Origin of the sequence: Snodgrassella alvi, from assembly GCF_002777425.1 — a bacterium.
Lineage (GTDB): Bacteria > Pseudomonadota > Gammaproteobacteria > Burkholderiales > Neisseriaceae > Snodgrassella > Snodgrassella alvi_B.
The window spans coordinates 1-26,132 of the sequence record NZ_MDVC01000062.1; the positions used below are offsets into that span (position 1 = coordinate 1).

Consider the following 26,132-nt stretch of genomic DNA (forward strand, 5'->3'; position numbering starts at 1 on the left):
TTTCATTAATAATATTAATTAATTTTGCTTCAAATATTCTTTCCATTATAACCATGATTAGTCTTGGGTTCGTAATACTTCCAATTTTACCTATCCTTTTTCCTAGAATTAATTTTAAACAGGTTGGAAATACGCAAAACTCAAAAGCAAAAACTCCCCAGCAAACCCAAAATATTAAAAATAATAATAAGGTTTCAGACGCATTCAAAATTTTTCGGTGGTCAGTTAATACTACTATTATAGCTACTATTCTTATTACAGGCTCTGCTATGATTTTTTGTCTTGTATGGCTAAGTGGAGATATTAGCAACGAAACAAATAACTCTATTTTCTTAAAACTTTTCTTATTAGTTTTGATACCTACAATATGTTCAGTTTTTATTGTAATTGCAAAATATAATAAACAGATTTTATATGCTTTATTTATATGTTTTTTACTATTATTTCCCATTCTAATGGCTATAGACAAATTAGCTAATGTCACATTTATGGGCATCAGAGTTCTTCAACTCGGTGAAATTAATTCTGCACGCATAACAGTAACCAAAGAAACGTGTCAGGAAATTAATCAAACATTAGGAAAAAAAGTATGTAATAGCCAATCTCTAGAACCTCGCGTACCTATCTGTCCAGTTATAATTAAATCACGTATCGGTAATCAGGCAGTGCTTGAATTTGCTCATTTAGATGAAATTAAATCAGAAGAAAAAAACGCAACTGATAATAAATCTAATAATTCTAAAAATTTTTATTGGATAACAACCAAAAAGGCTGATAATAGTGATGAGAATATTAGAATAACTCAAGTAGTGATTCTGGATAAAAGCAAAATTAATAGCTGGCAAACTCTTGCCAGAATCAAGGAAAAAGATTTTAAAGATATTAAAAAAACGTCTTCAGAACAAAATACAGCATCACCTTCTTCCGCTTCAGAACCTACTGCCCATAGTGCGGATAATGATATTTTAAAACTGGTGACATTATATGATGCTAAACAGAAAATATCTGCGGGTACAGCTTCGGATGTAGATGAGTTCCTGCTTAAACATTGTAGAGAAGATACAGATGAATTCACGAATAAAAATCCTGCTCCAAACAAATAACTCTATTCATATAAATTTATTGAAAACAAATGTATACTGTATTCATTGGTGAGGCTGTTAGCTGAATATAATATTCTTCTCTTATTTGTCTCATCTATTTCTTAACTTACTGGTTAATTTATCCGGGGTGCCACAGGCTGAGATTACACCCGTTGAACCTGATGCGGTTAATACCGACGAAGGGAGTATAAAACAAGCTTTTGCAATAATAAGTCTGTTTTGTTACTCCTTTTAATATATTGTTTATTAAAGGAGCGTTGATGCCATCATTCCAATCCCTTATTGATTCCTGTCGGGACGACTGGAATCGCTATATCCAGCATGATTTTGTACAGCAATTAGGTAAGGGAACGTTAGATAAATCCTGCTTTCAGTATTATTTAAAACAGGATTATCTGTTTTTAATTCAGTTTTCGCGTGCATGGGGGCTTGCAGTTTATAAAAGCCATGATATTTTTGAGATACGGCAAACCTTAGCTGGTCTTAAAGCTATTGTTGACGTTGAACTGGATTTGCATATTCAGTACTGCAAGCAATGGGGCATAAGTAAACAGGAGCTTGATAATTTGCCGGAAGCTAAGGCCAATATTGCTTATACACGTTATATACTTGATGCCGGACAGCAAGGTGATCTGCTGGATTTACATATCGCACTGGCGCCCTGCCTGATTGGCTATGGAGTACTTGCGCGCTGGATTCAGGAACAATCATGGTATCAGGCGCACAACAATCCTTATCTGAGCTGGATTGAGATGTATACAGGTGATGAATTTCATGCAGCCATGCAAACAGAGATTAACTGGATTAATCAGCGTTTGGCCAATATTGATTCGCAGCGTTTTGAGCAGTTGGCAAAAATTTTTACTAATGCAACGCGATTAGAGGCTGATTTCTGGCAAATGGGTCTGGATAAAAGCTATTAAGTTGTGAGCAATATCGATTTTTTTGTCAGCATAAATGCTGGAAAAGTTAATCATTAGATGAATACTAACTAGGCATAATTCTGTGTGGTTGAATTATCCTTTGTATTTTCCTGAATTGATTTCCGATGTGCTGCTTATAAAAGTATATTACCGATAATTCAGGGTGGATAATGAGTTTTGGCTCTTTTTGATCTTTCCAGATTGGCACGAAGCGCCATTGGCAGACTTTTAATCATTCGCTTTAAGCCTGAATTTTTAATCCGTATTGCGATTTAAACGTTTATCAGGCAAGGTAATCGATACTTGTACCTGCTACTATTTGTCTGTTTCAATAGTTTAATAATGTGGCGGAATTTCACTTGCCGGATTAAATGGTTCACTACCGCTGTCTGCTCTGTCCGGCAGGCGCTGGTACAGCAGGCGCAGTTGTGCCTGTTGTAAATCTAAGGTTTGTTGCAGCCGGGCTATGGTATCACTCAGGCTCTGGATGGTTTCTTCCTGCAATGCGCTTTGTATTTCCAGCTCTTCGATGCGGTGCTGTAATTCGATATGTGCTTCATGCATGTTGTTTTCCATAGTACGGCCATTTAGTCGGTAAATCTGATTTATGTTTTATTATCCCTAATGAAAAAAACCTGAGCAATAAACTGCTCAGGTTTTTCAAACCAGTATGAAACAATTATTTCAGTTTGGTTTCTTTGTACATTACATGTTTACGCACTACTGGATCGAATTTTTTAATTTCGAATTTGCCAGACATGGTGCGTTTGTTTTTGGTAGTGGTGTAGAAATGGCCAGTACCAGCAGATGATTCCAGTTTGATTTTGTCGCGCATTGCTCTATCCTTAAATCACTATATGATTAAGCTTCACCGCGAGCGCGCAGGTCGGCCAATACTACTTCAATACCTAATTTGTCGATGGTGCGCAGAGCGGCGTTAGAAACGCGCAGACGAACCCAACGGTTTTCACTTTCAACCCAGAAACGACGTGATTGCAGGTTAGGCAAGAAACGGCGTTTGGTTTTGTTGTTGGCGTGTGACACGTTGTTGCCACTCATGGGGCGCTTACCGGTCACTTTACATACACGTGCCATGGTTAACTCCAAACTTCTAATTAATTTTGTAAAACGCGATTTATACCATGAAAAGCGGAATCTATTCAAGGGTTAAATCATTTTGTATAGCACGAGCAGGTAAAAATGTTGCTGTTAAATCAGGCATTGGCTGCTATAGCCTTGTCCGTGCACTGGCTGGCTAACATGTTCAGATGCTAACCAGCGCTATATTTTCAGCATGCTGCCCGCGCTGCTAAAAGGATGGCAGGAGTAATGCTGCCATCCTGATTGAGGTTACAATTACTGCACCGTTGTCGTAGTGGTGGTCGTTGTGGTGGTTACCGTGGTGTTTGCAGCAGGTGCTACTGTTTGCTGTCTCAGGCCACCACCCAGTGCTTTATAGATGTCAGCACGGTTTTCCAGCAGGGTTTGCTGGGTACGGAGCAATGCCTGCTGGGCAGCATAGCTGTCGCGCTCGGCGTCTAGCTGTTCCAGTGAGCTGGCGATGCCGTGTTTATAACGCAGCTGGGTGAGTTTATAACGGTTGGTTTGTGCCTGCTCGCCACGTAGCTTCGCTTCATACTGCTTTTTAAGCGAATCGCGTGCTACCAGTGCATCAGCCACATCACGGAAAGCAGCCTGTACTGTTTGCTCATACTGTGCTACGGCGATGTTTTTACGTGCAGTGGCCAAATCCAGATTACCTTTGTTTTGTCCCCAAGTGAAAATCGGCAGGGTAATCTGTGGTGTAAAGCTCCATGTGCGGTTTGGACCATTGAATAGATGGCCAATATCGTTGCTGCCAGAACCAATGCCGCCAATCAGGCTGATGCGCGGGAAAAATGCTGCCCGGGCAGCGCCAATATTGGCATTGGCAGATTTAAGCGCAAATTCGGCTGCACGCACATCCGGCCGCTGATACAGAATGGTAGACGGCAAGCCTACTGGCAGTTCTGCATTAACAAACTGCCGGCTTAGTGGCGCTGCTGCGGGCAGGTCATCTGGCAGTGGTTTGCCTACCAGCAAGGTTAAGGCATTATGCGCCTGCTCACGCGCCTGTTTGGCTGCTGCATAATCTGCGCGGGCAGTTTCGATTTGCGCTTCGGCTACATCTACTTCTACCTGTGAAATCACGCCCGCTTTGAATTGCAGGTCAGTGAGGCGTTTGCTTTCTTCACGTGACATGAGTACACGGCTGGATAAATCCATTTGTGCCTGTGCAATGCGTTCATCAAAGTAGGCTTTGGCCACGCTGGCTATCAGGCTAATCTGGGTGGAATCGCGTACCTGTTTCTGCTGGAAATACTGATTCAAGGCGGCATCAGACAGGCTTTTTACCCGTCCGAACAAGTCCAGCTCAAATGCGGTAACGCCCAAGCCAACATTATATGATTCGGCAATATAGCTGGTTTGCTGGCCAGTAGCATCACGCACGGCACTTAAATCCCGTGCGACACGGGAACGGCCGCCATTGCCAGTAGCCGCCAGCGCTGGCAAACGGTCGGCACGCTGGATAACATATTGTGCACGTACCGCTTCTACGTTTAAGGCAGCTACACGTAAATCACGATTATTGGTCAAGGCCAGACTGATAATCTGTTTCAAACGTTCATCAGCAAAGTAATCCTGCCAGCCCAGATTGGCCGCTGCTACGGCACCAGCCTGCTGGTCGCTGGCGGCGGCACGTGGGAAGGTTTCTGCCATTTCTACTTGCGGCTGGTGATAGCGCGGTGCCATTGAGCAGGCAGACATTACCCCGGCAATTAATGCAGCCAGCAGGGTAGGTTTTACTATGTGTTTCATGCTTTATCCTCTTTGTCTGTCTGGTCGGCTGGCTGTACGGTGGCACTGCCATCACTGTTTACAGTAATCGGCAGGTTTTTGCCATTGTCAGGCGCATTACCATCTTTGTCGTTCTTTTTTCTGCTGAACAGGCTACGTACAGTTGAATAGAACACGGGCACAAAGAATAAGGCCAGACAGGTGCCTACTAACATCCCCCACAATACGCTGGTACCAATTGCGCGCTGACTGGCAGAAGAGGCACCACTGGCGAAATACAACGGTACTACGCCCATGATGAAAGCGATAGAGGTCATCAGAATCGGGCGGAAACGCAGGTGTGCAGCGGCCAGTGCGGCTTCCAGCGGGGATTTACCCTGCTCTTGCAGCTCTTTGGCAAATTCCACAATCAGAATGGCGTTTTTAGCACTCAAACCAATCACGGTAATCAGCCCCACCTGAAAATAGACGTCGTTTTCCATGCCACGCAGCCATGTACCCAATACCACGCCAAGCAAACCCAGCGGTACGACCAGCATGACAGACAATGGGATTGTCCAGCTTTCGTACAGTGCGGCCAGACAGAGGAATACAGCCAGCAGGGAGAACATATAGAGGACGGTAGACTGGTTACCAGCGTCTTTTTCCTCTTTGGACAGGCCTGTCCATTCATAACCAAAGCCATCCGGCAGTTTGCTGGCCATTTTTTCCATTTCGGCCATGGCATCACCAGTACTGTAACCCGGAGCTGCATTACCGGTAATAGACATGGCGGTATAACCGTTATAGCGAACAGTTTGCGCCGGACCGGTGATCCAGTGGGTTTTCATGATGCCGGACAAGGGTACGGATTGTCCCTGTGCATTGTTCACAGTGAGTTTGCTCAGGTCTTCCGGTGTCATACGGGAGGCAATATCAGCCTGCACAATCACACGCTGCATACGCCCTTTGTTCGGGAAGTCGTTTACGTAGTTGGAACCCAGCGCCGTACTCAATACGGTGGTGATATCACTAAATGAGACACCTTGTGCATTGGCGGCATCACGGTCGATATCAATCTGCAATTGTGGTTCGTCTTCCATGCCATCGGGGCGTACCTGTGTCAGCACTTTGCTTTCACGCGCCATACCCAGTAGCTGGTTACGTGCTGCCAGTAATGCTTCATGGCCTTTACCACCACGATCCTGCAGGCGGAAGCTGAAGCCGGTACTGGTACCCAGTTCAGGAATGGATGGTGGTACCAGTGCAAAGATATAACCATCACGAACCGAACCCATCATGGCGCCGGTAATGCGTTTGGCCAGTGAATTGGCACTGTGTTCTGCGCCGTCACGTTCAGACCAGTCTTTCAGTACCAGAAAGCTCAAACCTACGTTTTGTCCCTGACCGGTCATACTGAAGCCCAATATTGATACCATGTTTTTCACTTCAGGCTGATGGAGGGTGAAATCTTCCATCTTCTTGAATGTCTCCAGTGTACGATGCTGAGTAGCGCCCGGTGGTAACTGAACCAAACCGATAGAATAACCCTGATCTTCTTCCGGCAGGAATGAAGTCGGCAGACGTCCCATTACAAACAGTGCACAGCCGGTAATAATGACGTAGATGATAAACATGCGCACACTGCGATGCAGTACATAGGCGACTTTGGATTCGTATTTTTTGGTACCACTGTTAAATTTGCGGTTAAACCAGCCATAGAAGCCTTTTTTCTCGGCCTCGTGTTCGGCAATCGGCTTGAGCAAAGTGGCGCACAGAGCCGGTGTCAAAGACAGTGCCAGAAAAGCAGAGAAGAAGATGGCCACTGACATAACGATGGAGAACTGGCGGTAAATATTACCGGTAGAACCAGAGAAAAACGCCATCGGGATAAATACGGTAATCAGTACTACGGTAATACCTATCACGGCGCCGGAAATCTGTCCCATGGCTTTTTCAGTAGCCGGTTTGGGCAGCAAATGCTCTTCCGCCATAATACGCTCAACGTTTTCCACCACCACGATGGCATCATCGACCACAATACCAATTACCAGCACCATGGCAAACATGGTCAGTACGTTAATCGACAGGCCGGCAAAATACATGATGGAAAAGGCACCCAGCAAGGCAATCGGCACCACAATGGTCGGAATCAGGGTGTAGCGGATGTTTTGCAGGAACAGCAACATTACCAGGAATACCAGTACGATGGCCTCTACCAGTGTATGTACCACTTTTTCAATGGAAATACTCACGAAAGTAGAGCTGTCGTACGGTGCAGACCAGCTCATGCCAGCCGGGAAATATTTCTGCAAATCAGCCAGTTTGGCCTTAACTGCATTGGCTGTTGCCAGTGCATTACCTTTGGAGGTTAGCTGAATACCGGCACCTACCACGTCTTTACCATTCAGACGCGCACCAGTAGAGTAATCCTGTTTACCCAGCTCTACCCGGGCAACGTCTTTCAGGCGTACCAGTGAACCATCGGTATTGGCTTTGACAATAATATTTTCAAACTGTTCAACTGTTTTTAGCTGGCCGGGAACGACAATGGTCGCTGTAGTCTGAATATTGTCAGGAGAAGGCAAGGCACCCAAGCTACCGGCAGAAATCTGCTGGTTTTGTGCAGCTACCGCAGCATTAACCGCTGCCGGTGTCAGATTCACACTGCGCAACTTGTCTGAATCCAGCCAGATACGTATGGCACGTTCGGAACCGAACACCATTACGTTACCGACACCATCAATACGCTGTAATTCCGGCTGAATGTTACGTGCCACGTAGTCTGCCATGTCTGCCGGTGTCAGATTGGGATTATCACTGGTATACATGGTTACCATCAGGAAGTTACTGCGTGATTTGGCAATCTGTACACCAGTCTGTTTTACCATGGCTGGCAAACGCGGTTCTGCCCGTGACAGGGCATTCTGCACATTCATCTGGGCGATATCGTCATCAGTACCCGGATAGAAAGTTAAGGTTAATGTACCTGTACCATTGGACAGCGATTTGGCCTCCATATAGTCCAGATTTTCCAGACCATTCATCTCGCGTTCAATACGCGATAATACGGTATCTTCAATAGTCTGGGCATCGGCACCCGGATAGGCAATGGTCAGGGTAATAGAGGGAGGTGCTACGGTTGGATACTGGGCAACAGGTAGCTTGGTAATACACACTATACCGGCAATGATGATGAACAGCGCCACCACCCATGCAAAAATCGGTCGGTTAATAAAAAATCGTGACATATTACATATTCCTTACTTGGCCTGAGAGGCAGATGCCGCAGAGGCCTTGGGTGCTGAAGCTGCCTGAGCAGGAGCTCCTGCCGGTGCGCTGGCTGATGCCGGTTTCCACGGCTGAGTCTGAACTTTCTTCGCACCGGTTAACTGCACCAGTGCCAGACCGTCCATAGCCACTTTGTCACCAGCACGCAAGCCACCACTGATTACCCAGTCTGTGCCCTTTTGCTGTACAACAGTTACCGGACGAACAGCCAGACTGCCATCCGCATTAACCACAGTAACCGTATCACCACTGGCACCACGGGTTACTGCCTGCTGCGGCAATACGATGGCATTCTGAATTTCAGCTTGCGGAATTTCTACCCGCACAAACTGGCCGGGCAATAACATATCATTATCATTTGGAATTTCGGCACGTACTTTAACTTCACCAGTGCCTTCATCCACAGTCATGTCGGTAAACAGCAGACGGCCTTTTTGCGGGTATTCGCTGCCATCATCCAGCTTGATGGCCACTTCGACGGCGCCATTGATGGTTTTCATTCTGCCCGCAGCAATATCCTGACGGATTTTCATTGCCTGTGCGGCAGTCTGGTTCAGGTCAACATATAAGGTATGGGTTTGCTGAATCAAAGCCAGCTTGGTAACATCGTTCTGGCCAACCAGTGCACCTTCAGTAACCAGTGCCTTACCAATACGTCCTGAAATCGGAGCACGTACATAGGCATAGCCTACATTAATCTGTGCCGATTTAATCGCAGCCTGTGCACTGTCAATTTGTGCATGTGCCAGACGCTGTTGTGCAATTGCCTGATCAAATTCCTGTTTGCTGATAGCATTAGCGGCTACCAGCGGGCGGTAGCGGACAACGTCGGCATCAGCTTTGGCTGCATTGGCCTGAGCGGTTGCCAAACTGGCGCGGGCAGATTGCAGGGAGGCCAGATAAGGCGCATTGTCAATCTGGAACAGTGGCTGTCCTTCTTTAACATAGGTGCCTTCTGTAAATAAGCGTTTCAGCAAAATACCAGCTACACGGGCACGCACTTCTGACTCGCGAATCGGTTTTAAACGGCCGGTCAGCTCAGTATCTACAGTTACCGTTTCCGGATGTACAGTCAGCACACTGACCATTGGCGCTTGTGGCGCTGGTGCCTTGTCTTTTTTGCCACAGGCAGCTAATGCCAGCGCACTAGCAAGTACTATCGCACTGATGCGCCATTTATCTGCTCTTCGACTCGTTCCCATACTCACCTCAATATGTGCATATATAATTAAAAATTAAATGAATTTTTACTCTGTTGCGCTAAAAATATGACACAAATAGCGCCGATGTCGACACCTCGGACAGCCGGAACAGAAATATCAGGCAATCTGCAATGCGACAACAGACGATTAAATAAAAATGGCTTTACGCTGCGCATTATACATGCAACAATGTATGTATACCAGATGTAATAAATTTAATACTTTAGTTATTTTAAACAAAAAAATCTGTGCCAATCTGGATTAAGCACAGATTTGCCTAAATTTAATTTACAGATTAACGGAAATTTATTATGCGCAAGACCAAAGAGGAATCCCTGCAAACTAAAGAGGCTCTCATGGCTGCGGCACTGGACATATTTTATCGGCGCGGTGTAAGCCGTGCTTCACTGCAAGAGATTGCCAGCGCAGCCGGTGTGACCCGTGGTGCTTTATACTGGCATTTTAAAAATAAAGAAGACTTGTTTGACGCTTTATTCCAACAGGTTTTCAGCAAATTGAGCGAGCAGCTGCAACATGATATCGACACCAGCTCTCCAAATGCATTAAACAATCTGATGGAGGCGTTAAAACAGATGTTTCAGCGCATGGCTACTGACGATAATTACCGTAAATTCTGCTACATATTACATCTGAATTGTGAACATACTGCCGACAACAGTGCCATAGTTGCGCTGTTGCAAAAATACCAAAATTTATGGTGGCAGAACTTGTGTGCTGTGTTTCAGGTGTGCTGCCAGCAACATATTCTGCCAGCAAACATCAATATTCAGCAGGCTGCCCTGTACTTTCAGGCACTGTTCATGGGGCTGACAAATTTATGGCTAACTGATCCGCATAATATAGATATTACAAGCATTGCACCCAATTTTATTAATATTGCGCTTGAGTCACTGCAACATAACCCGAATCTGCGCCAATAACTTGCTGGCAAACATGTCAATTTAAAGCACAAATGCCACACTGCCAGACAAGATACAATTATGGCGACTGCCTGCACTGTCTGGCCTGACTGATCACTGCTGACAATTAATTAATTATCATCACGTACTCTTAATAACATTACCGGAATATCAGACTGGCGCAAAACACCCTCCGCTACCGAACCCATTAAAATATGCATAAAGCCACTAAAGCCATGGGTGCCCATCACCAGTAAGTCTACATTATGTTCGGTAGCTTCCTGAATCAGCATATCGGCCACCTTATCGCCGGCACTTTCCACCACTTCAATCTCATACTGCAAGCCAGATTCTGTAAGCAGTTTTTCTGCCTGCTCCAAACCTTTCTTGCCAGCAGCATTCACGGCCTTGCGTACTTCTTCAGAAGGCAGTGCTCCTACCCCACCCCAGCTAAATTGCGCCAGATCCACAACATTAACCACACGCAAGACAGCATTACACAATCTGGCCAGCATGATTGCTTCCTGCAACGCACGTATAGCGGCTGCGCTTTCATCTACCGGTACCATAATTTTGTGATACATCGTTATACTCCTTGCTCAATAAACCATGACCTTGTTTGTAATAAACTGAAAAACAACAATATAACCAGAAAAATACTGGCAAAGCTTAGCACAAATCTGTCTGGTACAAACACCAGCCAGCCACAGACTGTTGCAAAAAATGCTACCATCCAGCCTGAATCTAGCAAGGATAATCCATGAGCCGCATGCATATCGAACCACCTGAACACTGGCAGTTTCATACCCGCATCAGTGTACATATCGGCGACATTAATTACGGTAACCATCTGGCCAATGATGCTGTACTGCGCCTGTGCCATGAAGCACGCCTGCGTTTGCTGGCTTCTTTAGGCTTTAGTGAAATGGATGTGGGTGGCACCGGCCTGATTATGCTGGATGCAGCCCTGCAATTTCAGGGACAGAGCTTTTATGGCGACGAGCTAGACTTTGATTTAGGTATAATCGGCCTGAGTAATACCGGTTTCAGCCTGATTTACCGCATTCGCCGAGCCAATGATGGTGCAGCTATTGCCATGGTAAAGACTGGTATGGCCTTTTTTAATTATCAGCGTCAGCGTATCAGCCGCACGCCGGAAATTTTTCGCAACGCCCTTGCACAGAGTTATTAAATGCAGCCAGTACCACCCCCTAATTGGATACTATGGAATGAATTTTTCCAGCACCTACAGCAGCGCGGCTTGTCACCTTTAACCAGCACTGCCTATAGTCGTGATCTGATTCAGCTAAGTCAGATTTTGCCCGCTGACCTTACCTCCGCCTGCGTTACCCGCCTGCATCTGGTTGGCGCACTGAAAAAGCTCAGTGGCATGGGTGATAAGCCTGCTTCACTGGCACGCAAACTCAGCACATGGCGTACTTACTTTAATTTTCTGCAACGACAGGGACAAATTACTGCCAATCCTACCAGCAACATTAAAGCACCCAAAGCCGGTGCCCGCTTACCCAAAGCGGTACCAGCAGAAAAACTCAATCACTCTTTTGACCAGCCTACCGCTAATGACCCCTTATCACTGCGCGATCAGGCTATTTTCGAGCTGCTATATGGCAGTGGTTTACGCTTGGGCGAACTGGTACAACTGGATTTACACCACCTGATACTGGATGAACGCTGGGTACAAGTGCAAGGTAAAGGTAACAAACAGCGTCAGGTTCCCTTAGGGCAAAAAAGTATCGTGGCCTTACAGCGCTATCTGCCCCATCGCTACGCAGTTGCCGACGAAAATGCGGTCTTTACCAGCCAGCGTGGCACACGCCTGAGTGCGCGCCAAATTCAAAATCGCCTGAATGTCTGGTCGATTACCCACGACAGTGACCGCCACCTATCTCCGCATATGCTGCGGCACAGTTTTGCCAGCCATGTGTTACAAAGTGCCCATGATATCCGTGCCGTACAAGAGCTGCTCGGCCATAAATCCATCAGCACCACCCAGCAATACACCAAACTGGACTTTAATCATCTGGCAAAAATTTATGACAGTACCCATCCGCGCGCCAAACGACGTAACAAATAACCGTTTGATATCTGAATCTGTTTATACTTAGCCAAACCCAATCCATAATTGCCATTATCGTTTTGCTGAACATTCTGGGACAGTTATTCCCAGTGCACGAGATACTGCTTATCAGCAAAACTGCCCAAAATCACTCTTTATCTGGGCACGTTATGTCAATGACTATGGTAGATGCACACAAACACACACTAAATATGCCATTATAATTATTTTACAGCATCAGATACTACTTACTCTGTGCTCACTGATCTGGTAGTTTTCATAACCACAAAGAGTATGGCAAATTGGGGCTTAAATATAATAGGCTAGGTATTATTCGGAGTAATAAAAAGAAAAATATACTCTTCAACTCGAATTGTTTCAGCTATTTGCTATTATTTATTAACCAGTCAGACCTGATTAAATTTCACTTAAAAAACTGAACAACTCAACTACCAAGCTTTTTAAGTAATGCCGCCAATCGACCGGACGCATTTTTATACGGAGAAGATGTATTCAGCTGAATCATTCGTCCTCGCGTGTATTTACCACACCAAGCAACTCCATATAAAGCTTCATCACTAAAGCCTTCAATAAGCTTGATTATGTCATTTTTATTTTTGTCCAAAAGACGAAGTAACGCATTATAATCATTTATATTTTTGTAGTCACAATAAAACTTCTGCGCTAATTGGCCTAATTCATTCCACTTAAAACCAACTTCAGGAAAAATGATTTCCTGCCCTTTTTCTTCCTGAGCATGCCAAGACAATACTAATTCTCCCCAGCCAATTAAATAAGAAACTAATTGTGCCACACTCATCGTACTGCCTTTAACATGTCCTTCCATAAGAGGCTCAAATGCCTTTTGTGCGGGTATAGAAATCAACTTTTTGATTAGCAATGAATAATTTTTATTAATCGCTACTATTAATTCATTTTTGGATTCAGGTATGGCCATAATCTACTCCTAACATTTCAATAATAAATTGCAATATACGCATCATAAGAATATTTACTCTCTTTTCTGCATCGCAACGTCTGTTTAACGATTCTCACTAGCTACTTATATTTTTTATCAAAAAAATGCTCGCTTCGAGTTGGGTCGGTTATCAACCACAACAGCACCAATGTATCTATCGGCATATAAAAAATAGCAGAATCAATAATCTGCCCTATATATTCCCGGTTATTCTATTTTACACCGCACACAATAACTCTATTGCCTGTTGCAGCGTTTTCTGTTGCTTGGCAAAACATACCCGCACACACTGCTGGCTAAAACCATCATGATAAAACGCCGCCAAAGGTATTGTGGCCAATCGGTACTTAATTACTAACTCACGCACAAACTCATTTTCTGGCGCAGAACTGATGGCACTGTAATCCAGCACAATAAAATACGTTCCCTGAGGCACATACACCCTAAAGCGCGAATTATGCAAACCGGCTAGCAGAAAATCACGTTTCTGCTGGAAAAACCGGCCTAAATTTTCATAGTGTGACGCATCGGCCAGATAATCGGCAATAGCATATTGCGTGGGTGTATGCACACTAAACACATTAAACTGGTGCACCTTGCGAAATTCAGCCATGAGTGCCGGTGCAGCCACACAATAACCTACCTTCCAGCCAGTTGCATGTAACAGCTTACCAAACGAACCTACAACAAAAGTCCGCTCGCGCAACAACGGATGTTTTAACAGAGTTTGTGGCTGAATATCGTCAAAAACCAGATGCTCATACACCTCATCACTTAACACAAAAACATTACTGTCCTGCACCACCTCTGCCAAAGCAGCAATGTCAGCCATACTGAATACCCGACAGGCCGGATTATTCGGATTATTCACAATAATCAGTCGCGTACGAGGCGTTATTAATGATTTAACATAATCCCAGTCTATAGCGAATTCCGGCGCAGTCAGCCGTACTGGTATCATTTTTCCACCAAACAAGGTTACCGCTGGCGCATAGCAATCATAAGCAGGTTCAAAACTGATTACCTCATCACCCGGGCGAATCAGCGCAGCAATGGTTGTAAAAATCGCCTGAGTTCCCCCCGTAGTAACCGTAATTTCTTGCTCAGCATCGATAGTTAGCCCATGCACCCACTGAAACTTTGCCTGAATGCGCTCACGTAACACAGCCACACCAGTCATCGGCGCATATTGATTATTACCAGCACCTAAATAATGCTCAACCAGCCCGATTAACTTCGGATCAACCGCATAATCAGGAAACCCCTGTGACAAATTCAGCGCCCCATGTTCTGCCGCCAGTGCCGACATCACACTAAAAATCGTTGTCCCCACAGCTGGTAATTTAGAGTCCAGAGTCAACATCACTTACACCAGAAAAAAAGAAACATCATATAGACACATACTTAAATTAACAATAAATTTATATTTAAAAACAAAAATAGTACAATTAGTTACCAAATAGGAATAAACCCAATAACCTCATAAACTAATAGTACTCACATTATGAAAAAAATCATTTTAGTATTATGTCTTAACCTTGGTCTGACTACCCCGGCCATGGCTGAACATGCCCACTGGGGTTATCAAGGCGATAATGCCCCGGAAAACTGGGGTAAAATGGCTGATGCGCAAACTTGCGCCACTGGCAAAACCCAATCCCCGATTGATATATTGGCCAGCAAAACCAACCAGAAATTACCCAAACTGAAATTTAACTATCGTCATGCCAACATTAACAAAATAGCCAACAGCGGCCATTCAGTTCATTTTTACTTCGCCCCAAACAGCACCCTTACCTACAACAGCAAAACCTACACACTGGTTCAGTTTCACGCCCATGAACCAGCCGAGCACACCATCAATGGTGTACGCTATCCACTGGAATTACACTTTGTCCATCAGGCAGCCGATCACAGTAATCTTGTAGTTACCGTATTTGTCCAGGAAGGCAAAGAAAACTCCTATTTTGAAAAGCTGTCTGTATTCAAACAACTGGCTCAAAATGGCAATGAAAACACCAACATTTTATTCAATCCTGAACATCTTTACCCGCACAACCGTAGTTACTACCGCTATACCGGTTCACTGACCACCCCGCCATGCAGCGAACCAGTAACATGGATATTATTCCGGCAACCTATTACCTTGTCGAAAGCAGAAATCGAAGATATCTCCCATTATCTGGCCAAAAATAATAATCGGCCTATCCAGCCACTCAACAACCGCATCATCGAAAACAACTAAATCCATCCAACTTACTAACAGTCAGGCCTAGCCACATAACGCCTGACTGTTTTATATATCTGACACTAGCTATTTCCTGTATCTCAACGAAAATATTGGTTTACTAATTAAATATTTCCATACTAGTAACAAGATTCAGAACAACTGCCTCAATGAATCGTTCGTTCAAAATAATAACTGGCTGTTCGATATATTAGCCTATTACATCAACCGTGAAGCCACAACAGCAAATGCCCTCATAGCAACTGTGGCAACAACAAGGCTCCACACTCAACCTCACCATCAACAACCAATAAATAATATTACCCCTATTTAGGTAAAACCGTATCCGAATCCGGCCACGCTATACATTCCGGCCTCAATTTATCATTCTGATTGCAATATATTCTCTATCTACCAGCTTAGATAAAAATCACTCAGACAGGCCTAGTTACAACAATCCCCTTAATCACCTTATAAATTAGCCAGCCCCCAACCAGAGAAAATGTTATTCTATTTACCAATCAACCTACTTAACTCAGCCTACGGGCTTTCTGTATCCCTATACCAGCTACAAAGGTAAAACACATGCAAATTACCACTCTACTCTATCCAAATTTTGAAACACTGGATGTATTCGGTCCTGTAGAAATATTTGGTAAAGTACCAGATTGGAATATACAGTTTTACTCCCAAACCGGTGGCTCAATCAGCAATCAGGATGGCGTGTGCATTGCTACCGAAAGCTTTACTGCCATCCCAGCAAATATTGACACACTTTTTATCCCCGGCGGACAGGGCGCCCGCACCCTGATTCAGCACACCGATTTTATTAACCAGCTAAAGTTACTGGCACAAAAAAGCCAGTATGTACTAACCGTATGCACCGGCAGCGCCCTGCTGGCCAAAACAGGATTACTCAATGGACGACAGGCAACTTCCAACAAACGTGCCTTCGATTGGGTAAAAACCTCATCATCACAAACACATTGGGTAGAAAAAGCCAGATGGATAACAGACGGTAAATACTATACCTCTTCCGGCATCAGTGCCGGCATGGACATGGCCTTAGCATTTGTACAAGACAGAGTCGGCAAAAATACTGCCCAGCAAATTGCAACTAGAATCGAATATCACTGGCAACAGGACAGCCAGCAGGATGAATTCTGTTCGAAATAAAGCACACCCACCCTACCAGCAATAGTTAAATAACACATAAAGCATTATCATATTGGAGCAGAAAAATCGCCAACCTGATTTATCCGCAATCCAATCCTTTTTTATTTACACAGAATAACACCAGCCCGCAGTACCATAACTAACCCCAAACTACTCAATCGGAACTAACCAGGAATAAACCATGCTGTTAAACGAACAACAAAAAATTGGCCTGTTTTTCGTAGTACTGTATTCAATATTTTTTATCATATTTATGCAGATACACCTCATGTCCGGGGTTATTTCTGGCTTACTCACCTATACCCTTACCCAGAAACTCGAAGATTTTCTGGCCAGAAAAATGCACCGCTGGGGTAACAAAGCAAAACTGTTTTCCGTATTACTGCTCTCACTGTTCATCATGGTTTTACTGATTGGCGGCTTTGGCTATCTCATCAGCTGGATCATCAGCGTAGCGAAAGATCCGCAACAAACCCTCACTCACATTCAAAACCTATTTAACAGCATTGCCAACTCCTTACCTGAAGAACTGAGTAATTATTTGCCCGATAACCTGATTGAGCTACATGCCAATGCGCTAAACTTCATCAAAGAACATGTCCTATATCTTCAGTCAGTAATCAAACAATTATTTCACTCACTACTTATCATCATCATCGGCATGATTATCGGCTTAATAGCGGGCTATCAACAAAATAAACGCAACATCACCGAAACTCCCTCCGCCTCCACCATCTATATGCAGGCACTAAAAGATGGCCTCGACCGCCTGATATTGGTATTCCAGTACGTCGCATTCTCACAAGTTATGATTGCCCTGTTTAACACCATCATGACTGCCCTCTTCCTGCTTATTGTCTTACCCCTATTCGGTATCCATCTACCATTCAGTAAAAGCCTGATACTCGCCACTTTCATACTTGGCTTGATACCCATCATCGGCAATCTGATAGTTAATACCATCATGTGTCTGGTTGCCTTTACCATTTCATTCTGGATTGCCGTAATCGTACTGACATACCTAATCATTATTCACAAAATCGAATATATACTGAATGCCAAAATAGTAGGCACCAAAATCCATGCCGGTATCTGTGAGCTGCTTATCGCCATGGTACTTTCCGAAACCCTGTTTGGCGTAATCGGCTTAGTATTTGCCCCTATTTTCTATGCCTTTTTGAAACTATCACTAAAACAGCTCAAAATCATTTAATCCAACCATACACCAAACAGCAAAAAGGCCATCAACAATGGCCTTTAATCATCTCTGTGTTTATAGCGTTCAACATCAGGTGGAATGGCAACACATATTCAAACAATAAAATTAAGGGGTAGCCATTCGTTAAACTCCACGGGAGGCAAATAGCCTAACGAGGAATTTAACCGTTTGTGATTGTACTGCTACTATCCCCTAAAATAGCATAGCCCCTTAATTTTTCATCGATCACTATATAAAGGTTATTTCTACACATTTGTTGATTACTTCTTATTTTCCGAATTTTAGCTAAACATTTTTCTAGGCGGCTGATATTTTCAAACTTATATCCTATCAGCTAGCTTTATTTTGATTTTTAATCTCCATCAGCAATGATTACTTCATCTTTAGAAATTGCCTCACTCAAAAAAGCTACTAATTTTTTTATTTCATTATCTTTATTCTTTACTAAATAATTGATTAAGATTCTTTGATGATCCGGGTAAATTCTTGTTTTTCCATATGGATCAATATATATTCCTGTTTTTTCTTTTAAATATAAAAACGCATCATTTAATAACTGCGTTGTTTTATAATCTAGTGTTAAAGATGGCTTGCTTCCATCAGTATCTGATAAGTATGAAAAATCTAACATTATATTAATTCCTATAAATGCGCAGGGTAAGATGTGATTATTTTATTCTTTATAGGGTCAAAATTTGTTATATGGCTTTTTTCTCCTCTTGAACCAATTACACAATCATAATTTCTTTCATGCCTAATGCGTCCATCACTCTGATGGATAATTTTACTAGGATTTTTCATAGTTCATTCTTCCAGTTTCTTATATTGACTAGGCTTTTTATATTTACTCTTGGCCTGTAATTTAGATTTTTCCTTTAAGATAAATTTACTATTACCTACGCCATTAGGCCTTCTAATATGACGATTATGTATATATTTAATGCGTTTAGGCTCGCAGATTAGTCCTTTTAACTCTAAAGGATCCACCCAAGTTAACCCATTAGGCGCATACTGATACAAATTAAACCCACCCAGTAGCCCAATCGGGTCTGGCTGGGTAAAGCGTCCTATATCAGGATCATAATACCTGAAAGTATTGTAATGCAGTCCGATTTCTCTGTCTAAATATTGCCCTTAATAACGGAATAGTTTTCATTATTTACTATAAATATGATTACAACATACTCTATAATTTTTTAACATAGATATTGAATTATATTTTTTGGGGACTAATCACCCTATATTAATATTAAGTATATCGAGATCTATAATAAAACTTTAAAATATAATTTAATTATCATTTTTATATAATTATAAAAAACCAAGTTTAAGGGCTTTATCTTTTTCTCCCCCCCAAGGGTCATCAATTAGGTATTGAGCCTCTATGGGGATTTCTGTAGGTACAAAGGTAAATTTATAAAAAACTTCATCACTTTCACAGATTTCGTAATAAAGAGAATATAAAGGAGAATCTAATTTTATATTAATTTTAAATTTCTCAGTTGCAGATGCAACTTCAACGTTATTACTACCATTAACATAAAACGGTGTAACAATACAACGTTGTGTTTTTTCATCCATAACAAATTTGTTCGTTAATTTTAAAAAGACATTAGCTCCAAAAGCATCTTCAGGTAAGGGATCAAAAATAACATAATCCCAGTGAATTACAGCACCTTGCTCGATATTTTCTTTGCCCCACTGAGATAATTGTTCAGAGTAAGACCTTGCTCGAACTAAAATTTGATTATGTGATATCAATAAATCTACTACTTGGTTTTTATCATTTTCCATTAATAAACCTTTATTTCAATCTTGGTTCCTTCAAACAAATCTGACATAATATTTCCTATACTTGATCCAGCACCCCTATTATCACAAGGATTGATATACCTAACACTTGTGCTTTTTTCACTTTCGTTAAATACCGCCATTCGCCACTCATCTCGATCATAATCTAATTTCATTTTAATTCCTTTCAAATTATTTCTTCTATTCACTTTAGCACCAGTACAGTTACTAGTCTCAATCGATGGGTGTACATTTGATATTGCATCTTTGATATGTCCAAATGTCTGTGGATATTTTTTATACCTCAATTTAAGTTTATAGTCATAAATTTTTGACTTAGCTTTAATTAATATACATGTCCATCCCCAAAGATCAATTTAAGTCAACCCATTAGGCGCATACTGATACAGATTAAACCCACCTAGCAGCCCAATCGGATCCGGCTGAGTAAAACGGCCTATATCCGGATCACAATACCTAAAAGTATTGTAGTGCAGTCCAGTTTCGCTGGTCTAAATATTATCCCTGATATCTGAGGTTTTGCTCTACTGATTCATGTTCGATTTCATGAATGACGTAGCCATAACGCTGGCTGCGGTCTGTTTGTTCGATGCGTACTTCGCTCAGGCGGTGTTCGGCGTCGTAGTGGTAGTGGTGCCCTCTGAAATGCAGGAGCTGATTATAGCGAATCAGGTTGTGGTTGTTGTATTCTTCTCTGTGTTTGCTGTGCAGCAGGTTAGCGGCCACATCGTATTGCAGGGTTTCCCAATAGCTCTGGTTACGGCAGCAGCTATAATCGGTTACGCTTGTTTATTTCACATTTATATATGATAAATGTAGATTCAAAATTATTGTTTAACTAACTATTTTAAATAAGATATATTAGAGTAAATAGAATAGCTGGAAGTAATTAATACCATTCCCAGCTGCATTAAATCTAATTCATAAAAAAGACACACTAATTCTATCTGGTTTAAGAATTACATATTTAGAATCAAGAAATAAAAATTCTTCTAGAAAAATAACTCCATCTGTAATTAGTTGATTACCAGATAAAAAACCAATAATCTCATAAGAAAAACTTTCGTCTATTCTATTAAATGACATTGTTTTGCAATCCACTTCGCTTATTAATTCTTCATCAAGAAAAGACAAGCTTAATTCTACTAAATATATGTTTTTTTCGATTAATGCATATGGAGCACTATTTATAAAACAACATATTTCCTTTTCACCTAATGATAAAACAACTTCTTCTTCGATATCATCATTTAACGAAATAATTTTAGCATAATATTTCATATCTATAATCCATTAGCATCTCTAGGAATAACTTTTAAAACAGTATCTTTTGCATCACCATTGAGAGTTTTCCAAATATCTTTTCCACTTTTTGTGTGGATGGTTGTTATATGACCTTCAGAATTAGTACTAACAAATCCTATTTTTGTTGCACCTTTAGATATATTACCCATATAAGAAATATATCCAGTTCTTAACTCTCATTTGTAAGGATATTGAACTTTGTAGCCATTTTTTACTACGTAAAGCCCAATGTCTAAATACTCTTGTTTAGTCTTTGCCCCAAATTCACCACCGTGCTTTTTAAAATGAGAATTCAATTTATCTTTATTTTCAAAATTAGAACATTTACTCAACCCTAAAGGATCAATCCACCCAAAAGCATTAGGCGCATACTGATACAAATTAAACCCACCCAGCAGCCCAATTGAGTCAGGCTGGGTAAATCTACCTATATCCGGATCATAATACCTGAAAGTATTGTAATGTAAGCCGGTTTCCCTGTCTAAATATTGTCCCTGATATCTGAGGTTTTGCTCTATTGATTGGTGCTTGATTTCCTGAATCGGTTTACCCCAGAGGTGATACCTGCATTATAAAGAAACAATATATAATCTAATATGACCCTATTAATAACTTTATTTGTCTAATTTATAGGGAAAAAGATATTTTTCTAATATCTCATTTTTTGTTTTCTCATCAAAATATCTATTGTTTTGTTTTTCATAATTAGCTATTTTATCAATAGCAATACTCTTATTCATTTCAGGAATATTTGAAAAAATCCTGTCCCAATCTTTTTGATACCCATACATTTTTATCAATTTTTCAAAAATTGAATTAATAATGGGACTGCTACAATAAAATAATGAGTCTATTTCCTCACAATCGAACTTTAAATAAAGAATTGCTTTGGTTAAAGCATTTACTTCACTTCTAGTTAATTCTATTTTTTCAACATCCATTATTATTAACAACCTTTTGTTTTTACTCTAGAGTTAATTTGATTATTTGTCAATTTCAATCTAGTTTCATAATTTAAACTTGACAAGAAAGAATATGGGTTCTTACCAGAATATAATACCTCATTTAGTTTTAACTTTCCTTTATGAATATATTCTAATTGAGAAGACGGTTTAATATTAGTCGTTTGGACTTCATTAGCTTTAAAAATTACTGCATAATCTCCTCTTCCAGCATGGGTTGTTTGATCTAAAAAAATATTAGTCATCACATCTTTCGGGCTCATTAAAATATCTGTGATGTAAACTTTACCTTTTGCATTAGGTTCTAATACACCTGTTCGCATGATGTTTTCTAAGCCAATCGAATCCGTATAATGAATAAAAACATCATCACTAGCTAACCCCCACGGATCGACCCAAGTCAACCCATTAGGCGCATACTGATACAGATTAAAGCCACCCAGCAGCCCTATCGGGTCGGGCTGGGTAAATCTACCTATATCCGGATCATAGTACCTGAAAGTATTGTAATGTAAGCCAGTTTCCTTGTCTAAATATTGTCCCTGATACCTGAGGTTTTGCTCTACTGATTCGTGTTCGATTTCATGAATCTGCTTTCCCCATAACTGAAAGCTACATTCCCACAGTATTTTACCGTTTGCATCGGTTAGTTCTTCTGGGCAGCCATTCAGGTCGGTGTGGAAGTAGCGGATATGTTGTTCTTGGTTGCCGTCTGTGTCTATCCGCGCCAGTGGTTCGTAGCTGTTCTGGTCGGTGTAGATATACAGGCTGGTGGGGTGATTCGGGCCGGTTTCCTGAATCATTCTTAAGCCGTCCCACAGGAAGCGGGTACGGTTGTAGGGTTGACCCTCGCGGTCTATTTGATGCTTTTCAATACGCCGGCCTAAGGCGTCATAGACATAGCCGTAACGCTGACTGCGGCCTGTTTGTTCGATGCGTACTTCGCTTAGACGGTGTTCGGCATCGTAATGATAGTGCTGGGTAGTTACAATATGATATATTATATTATTAATATAATATATAGTATAACTCATAAAATCATAATATCCCTGAGATGTTAAAGTAAAAAATAAAAGCATATTTCTAAAATATCTTGTTTACCTATAAGAATTTCTTTATTTTATTCAAAAAACACATAATTGATATATACCTAGTTATAGACATCAATCTCTTCTAGCCATATCCGCAATTAACTCATCTGTTAATAAAACTTATATTCCATCTTCATCGTATTTAATAATAAAATCACCGCTTTTATTAGATTTTTACCCCTTTATAAACATAAATAGGTTGCATTGTCCCTCTTTCGCCATTTTCTCCAAGACAAAAGGTAAAATCTTTATTAACAAAATAGATAGCAGGAAATAAACCATCATTTCTATTTTCTAGATATGATAAAAAATTTTTCAAAGAAGATAAAAATAAGTACATATTTTTTCCTTTTCCATCGACTAATACATAACCCTGTATATTTTTATCTGTATCAAGATTAGTAATATCAATCGCTCCTTTGGGCGCTATATATTGATTCCATAAAGGACCATGAGTCTTCATATCTTTTTTAATAAAAGGTTTTCTGAAAGTATGAATAATAACTTTTCTAATTTCTATTGCTTTATCGTGCTCAATGTTTGTACCAAAAAAATGAGTATATGTCGAAAATAATAGGTCCATAAATTAATTCCATATATCATAAAATACATGTCCGTCTGCCCCTTGTTTAGTCTGCCAGTCATACCATTTTATGTGTTGAAGATCATTATCAAATGGGACTGTAGATTCTGGAGGTCTATGATATTCATAGCCACGGTTTCCAGTTTTGGTTTGAGGTTTATTATGTGGAAAGCCTTTACCAAAAGCCTCTTCAATTAGCTGTCGAGCATCGCGCTGATTTGGAACACGTATATTGTGAATGTTATTGCCATCATTATCAGTTGCATGTCCTCTAGCCATCCTTAATTTTTCTACTGCTTTTTGCCATGCTTTTGTTCCTGGTTTTGTTACAGGCAATTGAGACGCTTTTCGGGGTTTTACAACACCACAACTCCATCCCCACGGATCTACCCAAGTAAACCCATTAGGCGCATACTGATATAGATTAAACCCACCCAGCAACCCAATCGGATCAAGCTGGGTAAATCTACCTATATCTGGATCATAATACCTGAAAGTATTGTAATGTAAGCCTGTTTCTCTGTCTAAATATTGTCCCTGATATCTGAGGTTTTGTTCTACCGATTCGTGTTCGATTTCATGAATCCGCTTCCCCCATAGCTGAAAGCTGCATTCCCACAGTATTTTACCGTTTGCATCGGTAAGCTCTTCCGGACAGCCGTTCAGGTCGGTGTGGAAGTAGCGGATATGTTGTTCTTGGTTGCCGTCTGTGTCTATCCGTGCCAGTGGTTCGTAGCTGTTCTGGTCGGTATAGATATACAGGCTGGTGGGGTGATTTGGACCAGTTTCCTGAATCATTCTTAACCCGTCCCACAGGAAGCGGGTACGGTTGTAGGGTTTGCCTTCGCGGTCTATCTGATGTTTTTCGATACGCCGGCCTAAGGCGTCATAAACATAGCCGTAACGCTGACTGCGGCCTGTTTGTTCGATGCGTACTTCGCTCAGGCGATGTTCGGCGTCGTAGTGGTAATGCTGGGTGGCGCCGGTGGTCTGTTTGGTCTGGGTTCTGCCGTGCTCGTCGTAGCGGTAGTGGTGTCCTCTGAAATGCAGGAGTTGGTTACAGCGAATCAGGTTGTGGTTGCTGTAGTCTTCTCTGTATTTGCTGTCCAGCAGGTTGGCAGCGGCATCATATTGCAGGGTCTCCCAGTATCTTTGATTGCGACAGCCTTCGATTCTGCCGGTGTGATCATAGCGGTAATCGGTCTGTCCGTGTTTGCTGTGTTTTTTGCTTACTAATCGGTCGAGGTTGTCGTACTGGTAGCTGCGTTCGAGCAGGATATCAGGCAGGATGGGATTCTGATTGCGCTGTATCTGTTTGCGTTGCAGACGGCTGTTGCGGTCGTATTTGAACTGGGTGTTCAGGCGTCCCTGAGTACGTAATACTTCGCGGTGCAGGTTGTCGCGTTCGATGTCGCTGATGATGTGGCCGTCGATGTTTATCTGGTGCAGGTGGCCGGAACCGTAATAGAGGCTGTTGATGGTGCGCCCGTCCGGCAGGGTGGTGGCGATGCGGTTGCCCAGTGGGTCGTACTGGTGGCTGAGGGTGCCCTGTGCGGTGGTTTCGCTCAGCAGGTTACCCAGTTGGTCGTAGCTGAAGGTAATGAGGTCGGGTTCAGCTTCAGCAGGCAGGCCGGCTTTTTTGTAGCCGACTTTGATAAGGTTGTCGGCTTTGTCGTACTGGTAGGCGGTGTTGCCGTCGGTGGTGTATTTGCCGATCAGGCGGCCGATGGCATCGCGTTTAAAGCGGTGGATAATTTCGGCACTGCTGCCGGCAGCAAAGTGTATATTGCTGACGTGTAGTAGTCTTTATTTAATCTGACATTTAGTGTATTTTAAACCAACAATGGAGTGTCAGTAATGAATCAATCTGCAAAAATAATTAAACCTAAATTAGGACTTTTAGAACTCGCTAAACAGTTAGGTAACGTTCAGCAAGCCTGTAAAGTCTTGGGGTATAGTCGCGACAGCTATTATCGCTTCAAAAAACTCTATGAACAGGGCGGAGAATTAGCTCTTCAGGAAATAAGTCGCAAAAAACCTATAGAGAAAAATCGCGTAGAACCTCATATTGAGCAGGCTGTCGTTAATATGGCTTATGAATTTCCTGCTTATGGCCAACATCGGGTTGCTAATCAGCTACGTCTGCAAGGAATAATGGTCTCTGGCAGTGGTGTACGTTCAATCTGGTTACGCCACGATTTAGAAAGCTTCAAAAAAAGACTGATCGCTCTGGAAACAAAAGTAGCTCAGGAAGGGCTTGTGTTAACAGAAAGCCAGCTACAGGCTTTAGAGAAAGCGAAAGCAGCGCGAGAGGCACAGGGTGAAATTGAGACCCAGCATCCTGGATACTTATGCGCACAAGATACATATTATGTTGGTCATATTAAAGGGATTGGGAAAATATACCAACAAACGTTTATTGATACCTATTCAAGACTGGCGTTT

The 26,132-nt window shown here is 42.0% G+C and carries 31 protein-coding genes, 2 pseudogenes and 1 riboswitch; of the genes and pseudogenes, 11 read left to right on the forward strand and 22 right to left on the reverse strand.

Annotation, left to right across the window (positions count from 1 at the left end; genetic code table 11):
* Together BGI33_RS13080 and tenA are read left to right on the forward strand one after the other, a co-directional pair.
* Nucleotides 1-1,103: hypothetical protein (locus tag BGI33_RS13080; RefSeq protein ID WP_180298968.1), on the forward strand; the 1,103-nt coding region annotated here is incomplete at its 5' end.
* Between the two features lie 113 nt (nt 1,104-1,216).
* Nucleotides 1,217-1,306, forward strand: a riboswitch (TPP riboswitch).
* A gap of 57 nt (nt 1,307-1,363) precedes the next feature.
* The gene (tenA, locus tag BGI33_RS06385; protein WP_100090453.1) at nt 1,364-2,026 is read left to right on the forward strand and encodes a thiaminase II; all 663 of its coding nucleotides are present in this window, start codon (nt 1,364-1,366) and stop codon (nt 2,024-2,026) included.
* A 336-nt stretch (nt 2,027-2,362) separates the two neighbouring features.
* Here tenA and BGI33_RS06390 read toward each other — a convergent pair whose 3' ends face one another.
* From BGI33_RS06390 to BGI33_RS06415, 6 genes are all read right to left on the reverse strand, one after another.
* A complete protein-coding gene (locus BGI33_RS06390; protein WP_100090454.1) occupies nt 2,363-2,590 on the reverse strand; it encodes a SlyX family protein in 228 nt (75 codons plus the stop codon).
* 115 nt (nt 2,591-2,705) lie between these two features.
* On the reverse strand, nt 2,706-2,861 hold the full coding sequence (gene rpmG / locus BGI33_RS06395) for a 50S ribosomal protein L33 (RefSeq protein ID WP_100090455.1): 156 nt from the start codon (nt 2,859-2,861) through the stop codon (nt 2,706-2,708).
* Between the two features lie 26 nt (nt 2,862-2,887).
* Nucleotides 2,888-3,121 (reverse strand): 50S ribosomal protein L28, encoded by a 234-nt coding sequence (rpmB, locus tag BGI33_RS06400; protein ID WP_037406798.1) that lies wholly within the window; start codon nt 3,119-3,121, stop codon nt 2,888-2,890.
* A gap of 261 nt (nt 3,122-3,382) precedes the next feature.
* Complete coding sequence (locus BGI33_RS06405; RefSeq protein ID WP_100090456.1) at nt 3,383-4,885, reverse strand: efflux transporter outer membrane subunit; 1,503 nt, start codon at nt 4,883-4,885, stop codon at nt 3,383-3,385.
* The gene (locus BGI33_RS06410; protein ID WP_100090457.1) at nt 4,882-8,094 is read right to left on the reverse strand and encodes an efflux RND transporter permease subunit; all 3,213 of its coding nucleotides are present in this window, start codon (nt 8,092-8,094) and stop codon (nt 4,882-4,884) included. Before BGI33_RS06410 ends, BGI33_RS06405 begins: the two co-directional genes overlap by 4 nt.
* Before the next feature lie 12 nt (nt 8,095-8,106).
* Complete coding sequence (locus BGI33_RS06415) at nt 8,107-9,336, reverse strand: efflux RND transporter periplasmic adaptor subunit (protein ID WP_100090458.1); 1,230 nt, start codon at nt 9,334-9,336, stop codon at nt 8,107-8,109.
* Nucleotides 9,337-9,647: 311 nt separating this feature from the next.
* On the opposite strand from BGI33_RS06415, the gene BGI33_RS06420 reads away from it, so the two are divergent.
* The gene (locus tag BGI33_RS06420) at nt 9,648-10,277 is read left to right on the forward strand and encodes a TetR family transcriptional regulator (protein WP_100090459.1); all 630 of its coding nucleotides are present in this window, start codon (nt 9,648-9,650) and stop codon (nt 10,275-10,277) included.
* Between the two features lie 110 nt (nt 10,278-10,387).
* On the opposite strand, the gene BGI33_RS06425 is transcribed toward BGI33_RS06420, so the two are convergent.
* A complete protein-coding gene (locus tag BGI33_RS06425; RefSeq protein ID WP_100090460.1) occupies nt 10,388-10,840 on the reverse strand; it encodes a universal stress protein in 453 nt (150 codons plus the stop codon).
* 176 nt (nt 10,841-11,016) lie between these two features.
* Here BGI33_RS06425 and BGI33_RS06435 point away from each other — a divergent pair, with 176 nt between their 5' ends.
* Entirely contained in the window at nt 11,017-11,448 is a 432-nt protein-coding gene (locus BGI33_RS06435; protein WP_100090462.1) for an acyl-CoA thioesterase, read from the forward strand.
* Nucleotides 11,449-12,351, forward strand: coding sequence for a tyrosine recombinase XerC (locus BGI33_RS06440; protein WP_100090463.1), 903 nt, complete (start codon nt 11,449-11,451; stop codon nt 12,349-12,351).
* 427 nt (nt 12,352-12,778) lie between these two features.
* On the opposite strand, the gene BGI33_RS06445 is transcribed toward BGI33_RS06440, so the two are convergent.
* The gene (locus tag BGI33_RS06445; RefSeq protein ID WP_100090464.1) at nt 12,779-13,291 is read right to left on the reverse strand and encodes a ClbS/DfsB family four-helix bundle protein; all 513 of its coding nucleotides are present in this window, start codon (nt 13,289-13,291) and stop codon (nt 12,779-12,781) included.
* Between the two features lie 238 nt (nt 13,292-13,529).
* Complete coding sequence (locus BGI33_RS06450; RefSeq protein ID WP_180297093.1) at nt 13,530-14,675, reverse strand: methionine aminotransferase; 1,146 nt, start codon at nt 14,673-14,675, stop codon at nt 13,530-13,532.
* A 141-nt stretch (nt 14,676-14,816) separates the two neighbouring features.
* Here BGI33_RS06450 and BGI33_RS06455 point away from each other — a divergent pair, with 141 nt between their 5' ends.
* From BGI33_RS06455 to BGI33_RS06465, 3 genes are all read left to right on the forward strand, one after another.
* On the forward strand, nt 14,817-15,557 hold the full coding sequence (locus tag BGI33_RS06455; protein WP_100090466.1) for a carbonic anhydrase: 741 nt from the start codon (nt 14,817-14,819) through the stop codon (nt 15,555-15,557).
* 567 nt (nt 15,558-16,124) lie between these two features.
* The gene (locus BGI33_RS06460) at nt 16,125-16,715 is read left to right on the forward strand and encodes a DJ-1/PfpI family protein (RefSeq protein WP_100090467.1); all 591 of its coding nucleotides are present in this window, start codon (nt 16,125-16,127) and stop codon (nt 16,713-16,715) included.
* Nucleotides 16,716-16,896: 181 nt separating this feature from the next.
* Nucleotides 16,897-17,928 (forward strand): AI-2E family transporter, encoded by a 1,032-nt coding sequence (locus BGI33_RS06465; RefSeq protein ID WP_100090468.1) that lies wholly within the window; start codon nt 16,897-16,899, stop codon nt 17,926-17,928.
* Nucleotides 17,929-18,286: 358 nt separating this feature from the next.
* Here BGI33_RS06465 and BGI33_RS06470 read toward each other — a convergent pair whose 3' ends face one another.
* From BGI33_RS06470 to BGI33_RS06515, 13 genes and pseudogenes are all read right to left on the reverse strand, one after another.
* Entirely contained in the window at nt 18,287-18,565 is a 279-nt protein-coding gene (locus tag BGI33_RS06470) for a hypothetical protein (protein WP_100090469.1), read from the reverse strand.
* Nucleotides 18,566-18,738: 173 nt separating this feature from the next.
* Nucleotides 18,739-19,056: pseudogene (locus tag BGI33_RS06475) on the reverse strand (RHS repeat domain-containing protein); the annotation flags it as partial.
* Between the two features lie 189 nt (nt 19,057-19,245).
* On the reverse strand, nt 19,246-19,728 hold the full coding sequence (gene comJ / locus BGI33_RS06480; protein ID WP_100090470.1) for a competence protein ComJ: 483 nt from the start codon (nt 19,726-19,728) through the stop codon (nt 19,246-19,248).
* Nucleotides 19,728-19,901 carry a NucA/NucB deoxyribonuclease domain-containing protein gene (locus BGI33_RS12900; protein ID WP_143557111.1) on the reverse strand — a complete coding sequence of 58 codons (174 nt, stop codon included), beginning with the start codon at nt 19,899-19,901 and terminating at the stop codon, nt 19,728-19,730. Before BGI33_RS12900 ends, comJ begins: the two co-directional genes overlap by 1 nt.
* A gap of 201 nt (nt 19,902-20,102) precedes the next feature.
* Entirely contained in the window at nt 20,103-20,222 is a 120-nt protein-coding gene (locus BGI33_RS13995) for an RHS repeat-associated core domain-containing protein (protein ID WP_218965150.1), read from the reverse strand.
* A gap of 22 nt (nt 20,223-20,244) precedes the next feature.
* Nucleotides 20,245-20,472: a hypothetical protein gene (locus BGI33_RS13085; protein ID WP_180297091.1), complete on the reverse strand. Its 228-nt coding sequence runs from the start codon at nt 20,470-20,472 to the stop codon at nt 20,245-20,247.
* A gap of 195 nt (nt 20,473-20,667) precedes the next feature.
* A complete protein-coding gene (locus BGI33_RS06490; protein ID WP_100090471.1) occupies nt 20,668-21,027 on the reverse strand; it encodes a hypothetical protein in 360 nt (119 codons plus the stop codon).
* Between the two features lie 2 nt (nt 21,028-21,029).
* Nucleotides 21,030-21,200, reverse strand: coding sequence for a hypothetical protein (locus BGI33_RS13090; protein ID WP_180297092.1), 171 nt, complete (start codon nt 21,198-21,200; stop codon nt 21,030-21,032).
* A gap of 27 nt (nt 21,201-21,227) precedes the next feature.
* Nucleotides 21,228-21,602: pseudogene (locus BGI33_RS06495) on the reverse strand (RHS repeat-associated core domain-containing protein); the annotation flags it as partial.
* Nucleotides 21,603-21,665: 63 nt separating this feature from the next.
* Entirely contained in the window at nt 21,666-21,992 is a 327-nt protein-coding gene (locus BGI33_RS06500) for a hypothetical protein (protein ID WP_100090473.1), read from the reverse strand.
* Between the two features lie 5 nt (nt 21,993-21,997).
* The gene (locus tag BGI33_RS06505; RefSeq protein WP_218965148.1) at nt 21,998-23,047 is read right to left on the reverse strand and encodes an RHS repeat domain-containing protein; all 1,050 of its coding nucleotides are present in this window, start codon (nt 23,045-23,047) and stop codon (nt 21,998-22,000) included.
* A 223-nt stretch (nt 23,048-23,270) separates the two neighbouring features.
* Nucleotides 23,271-23,687 (reverse strand): hypothetical protein, encoded by a 417-nt coding sequence (locus BGI33_RS06510; RefSeq protein WP_025315281.1) that lies wholly within the window; start codon nt 23,685-23,687, stop codon nt 23,271-23,273.
* 3 nt (nt 23,688-23,690) lie between these two features.
* On the reverse strand, nt 23,691-24,485 hold the full coding sequence (locus BGI33_RS06515) for an RHS repeat domain-containing protein (RefSeq protein ID WP_100090475.1): 795 nt from the start codon (nt 24,483-24,485) through the stop codon (nt 23,691-23,693).
* 123 nt (nt 24,486-24,608) lie between these two features.
* Between BGI33_RS06515 and BGI33_RS06520 the strand changes: the two genes are divergently transcribed.
* From BGI33_RS06520 to BGI33_RS06530, 3 genes are all read left to right on the forward strand, one after another.
* Nucleotides 24,609-24,923 carry a hypothetical protein gene (locus BGI33_RS06520; protein ID WP_144235374.1) on the forward strand — a complete coding sequence of 105 codons (315 nt, stop codon included), beginning with the start codon at nt 24,609-24,611 and terminating at the stop codon, nt 24,921-24,923.
* Between the two features lie 153 nt (nt 24,924-25,076).
* Nucleotides 25,077-25,487 carry a hypothetical protein gene (locus BGI33_RS14340; protein WP_257379480.1) on the forward strand — a complete coding sequence of 137 codons (411 nt, stop codon included), beginning with the start codon at nt 25,077-25,079 and terminating at the stop codon, nt 25,485-25,487.
* 57 nt (nt 25,488-25,544) lie between these two features.
* Nucleotides 25,545-26,132, forward strand: a 588-nt coding sequence (locus BGI33_RS06530) for a helix-turn-helix domain-containing protein (protein ID WP_144235375.1), incomplete at its 3' end; no start/stop codon positions are given.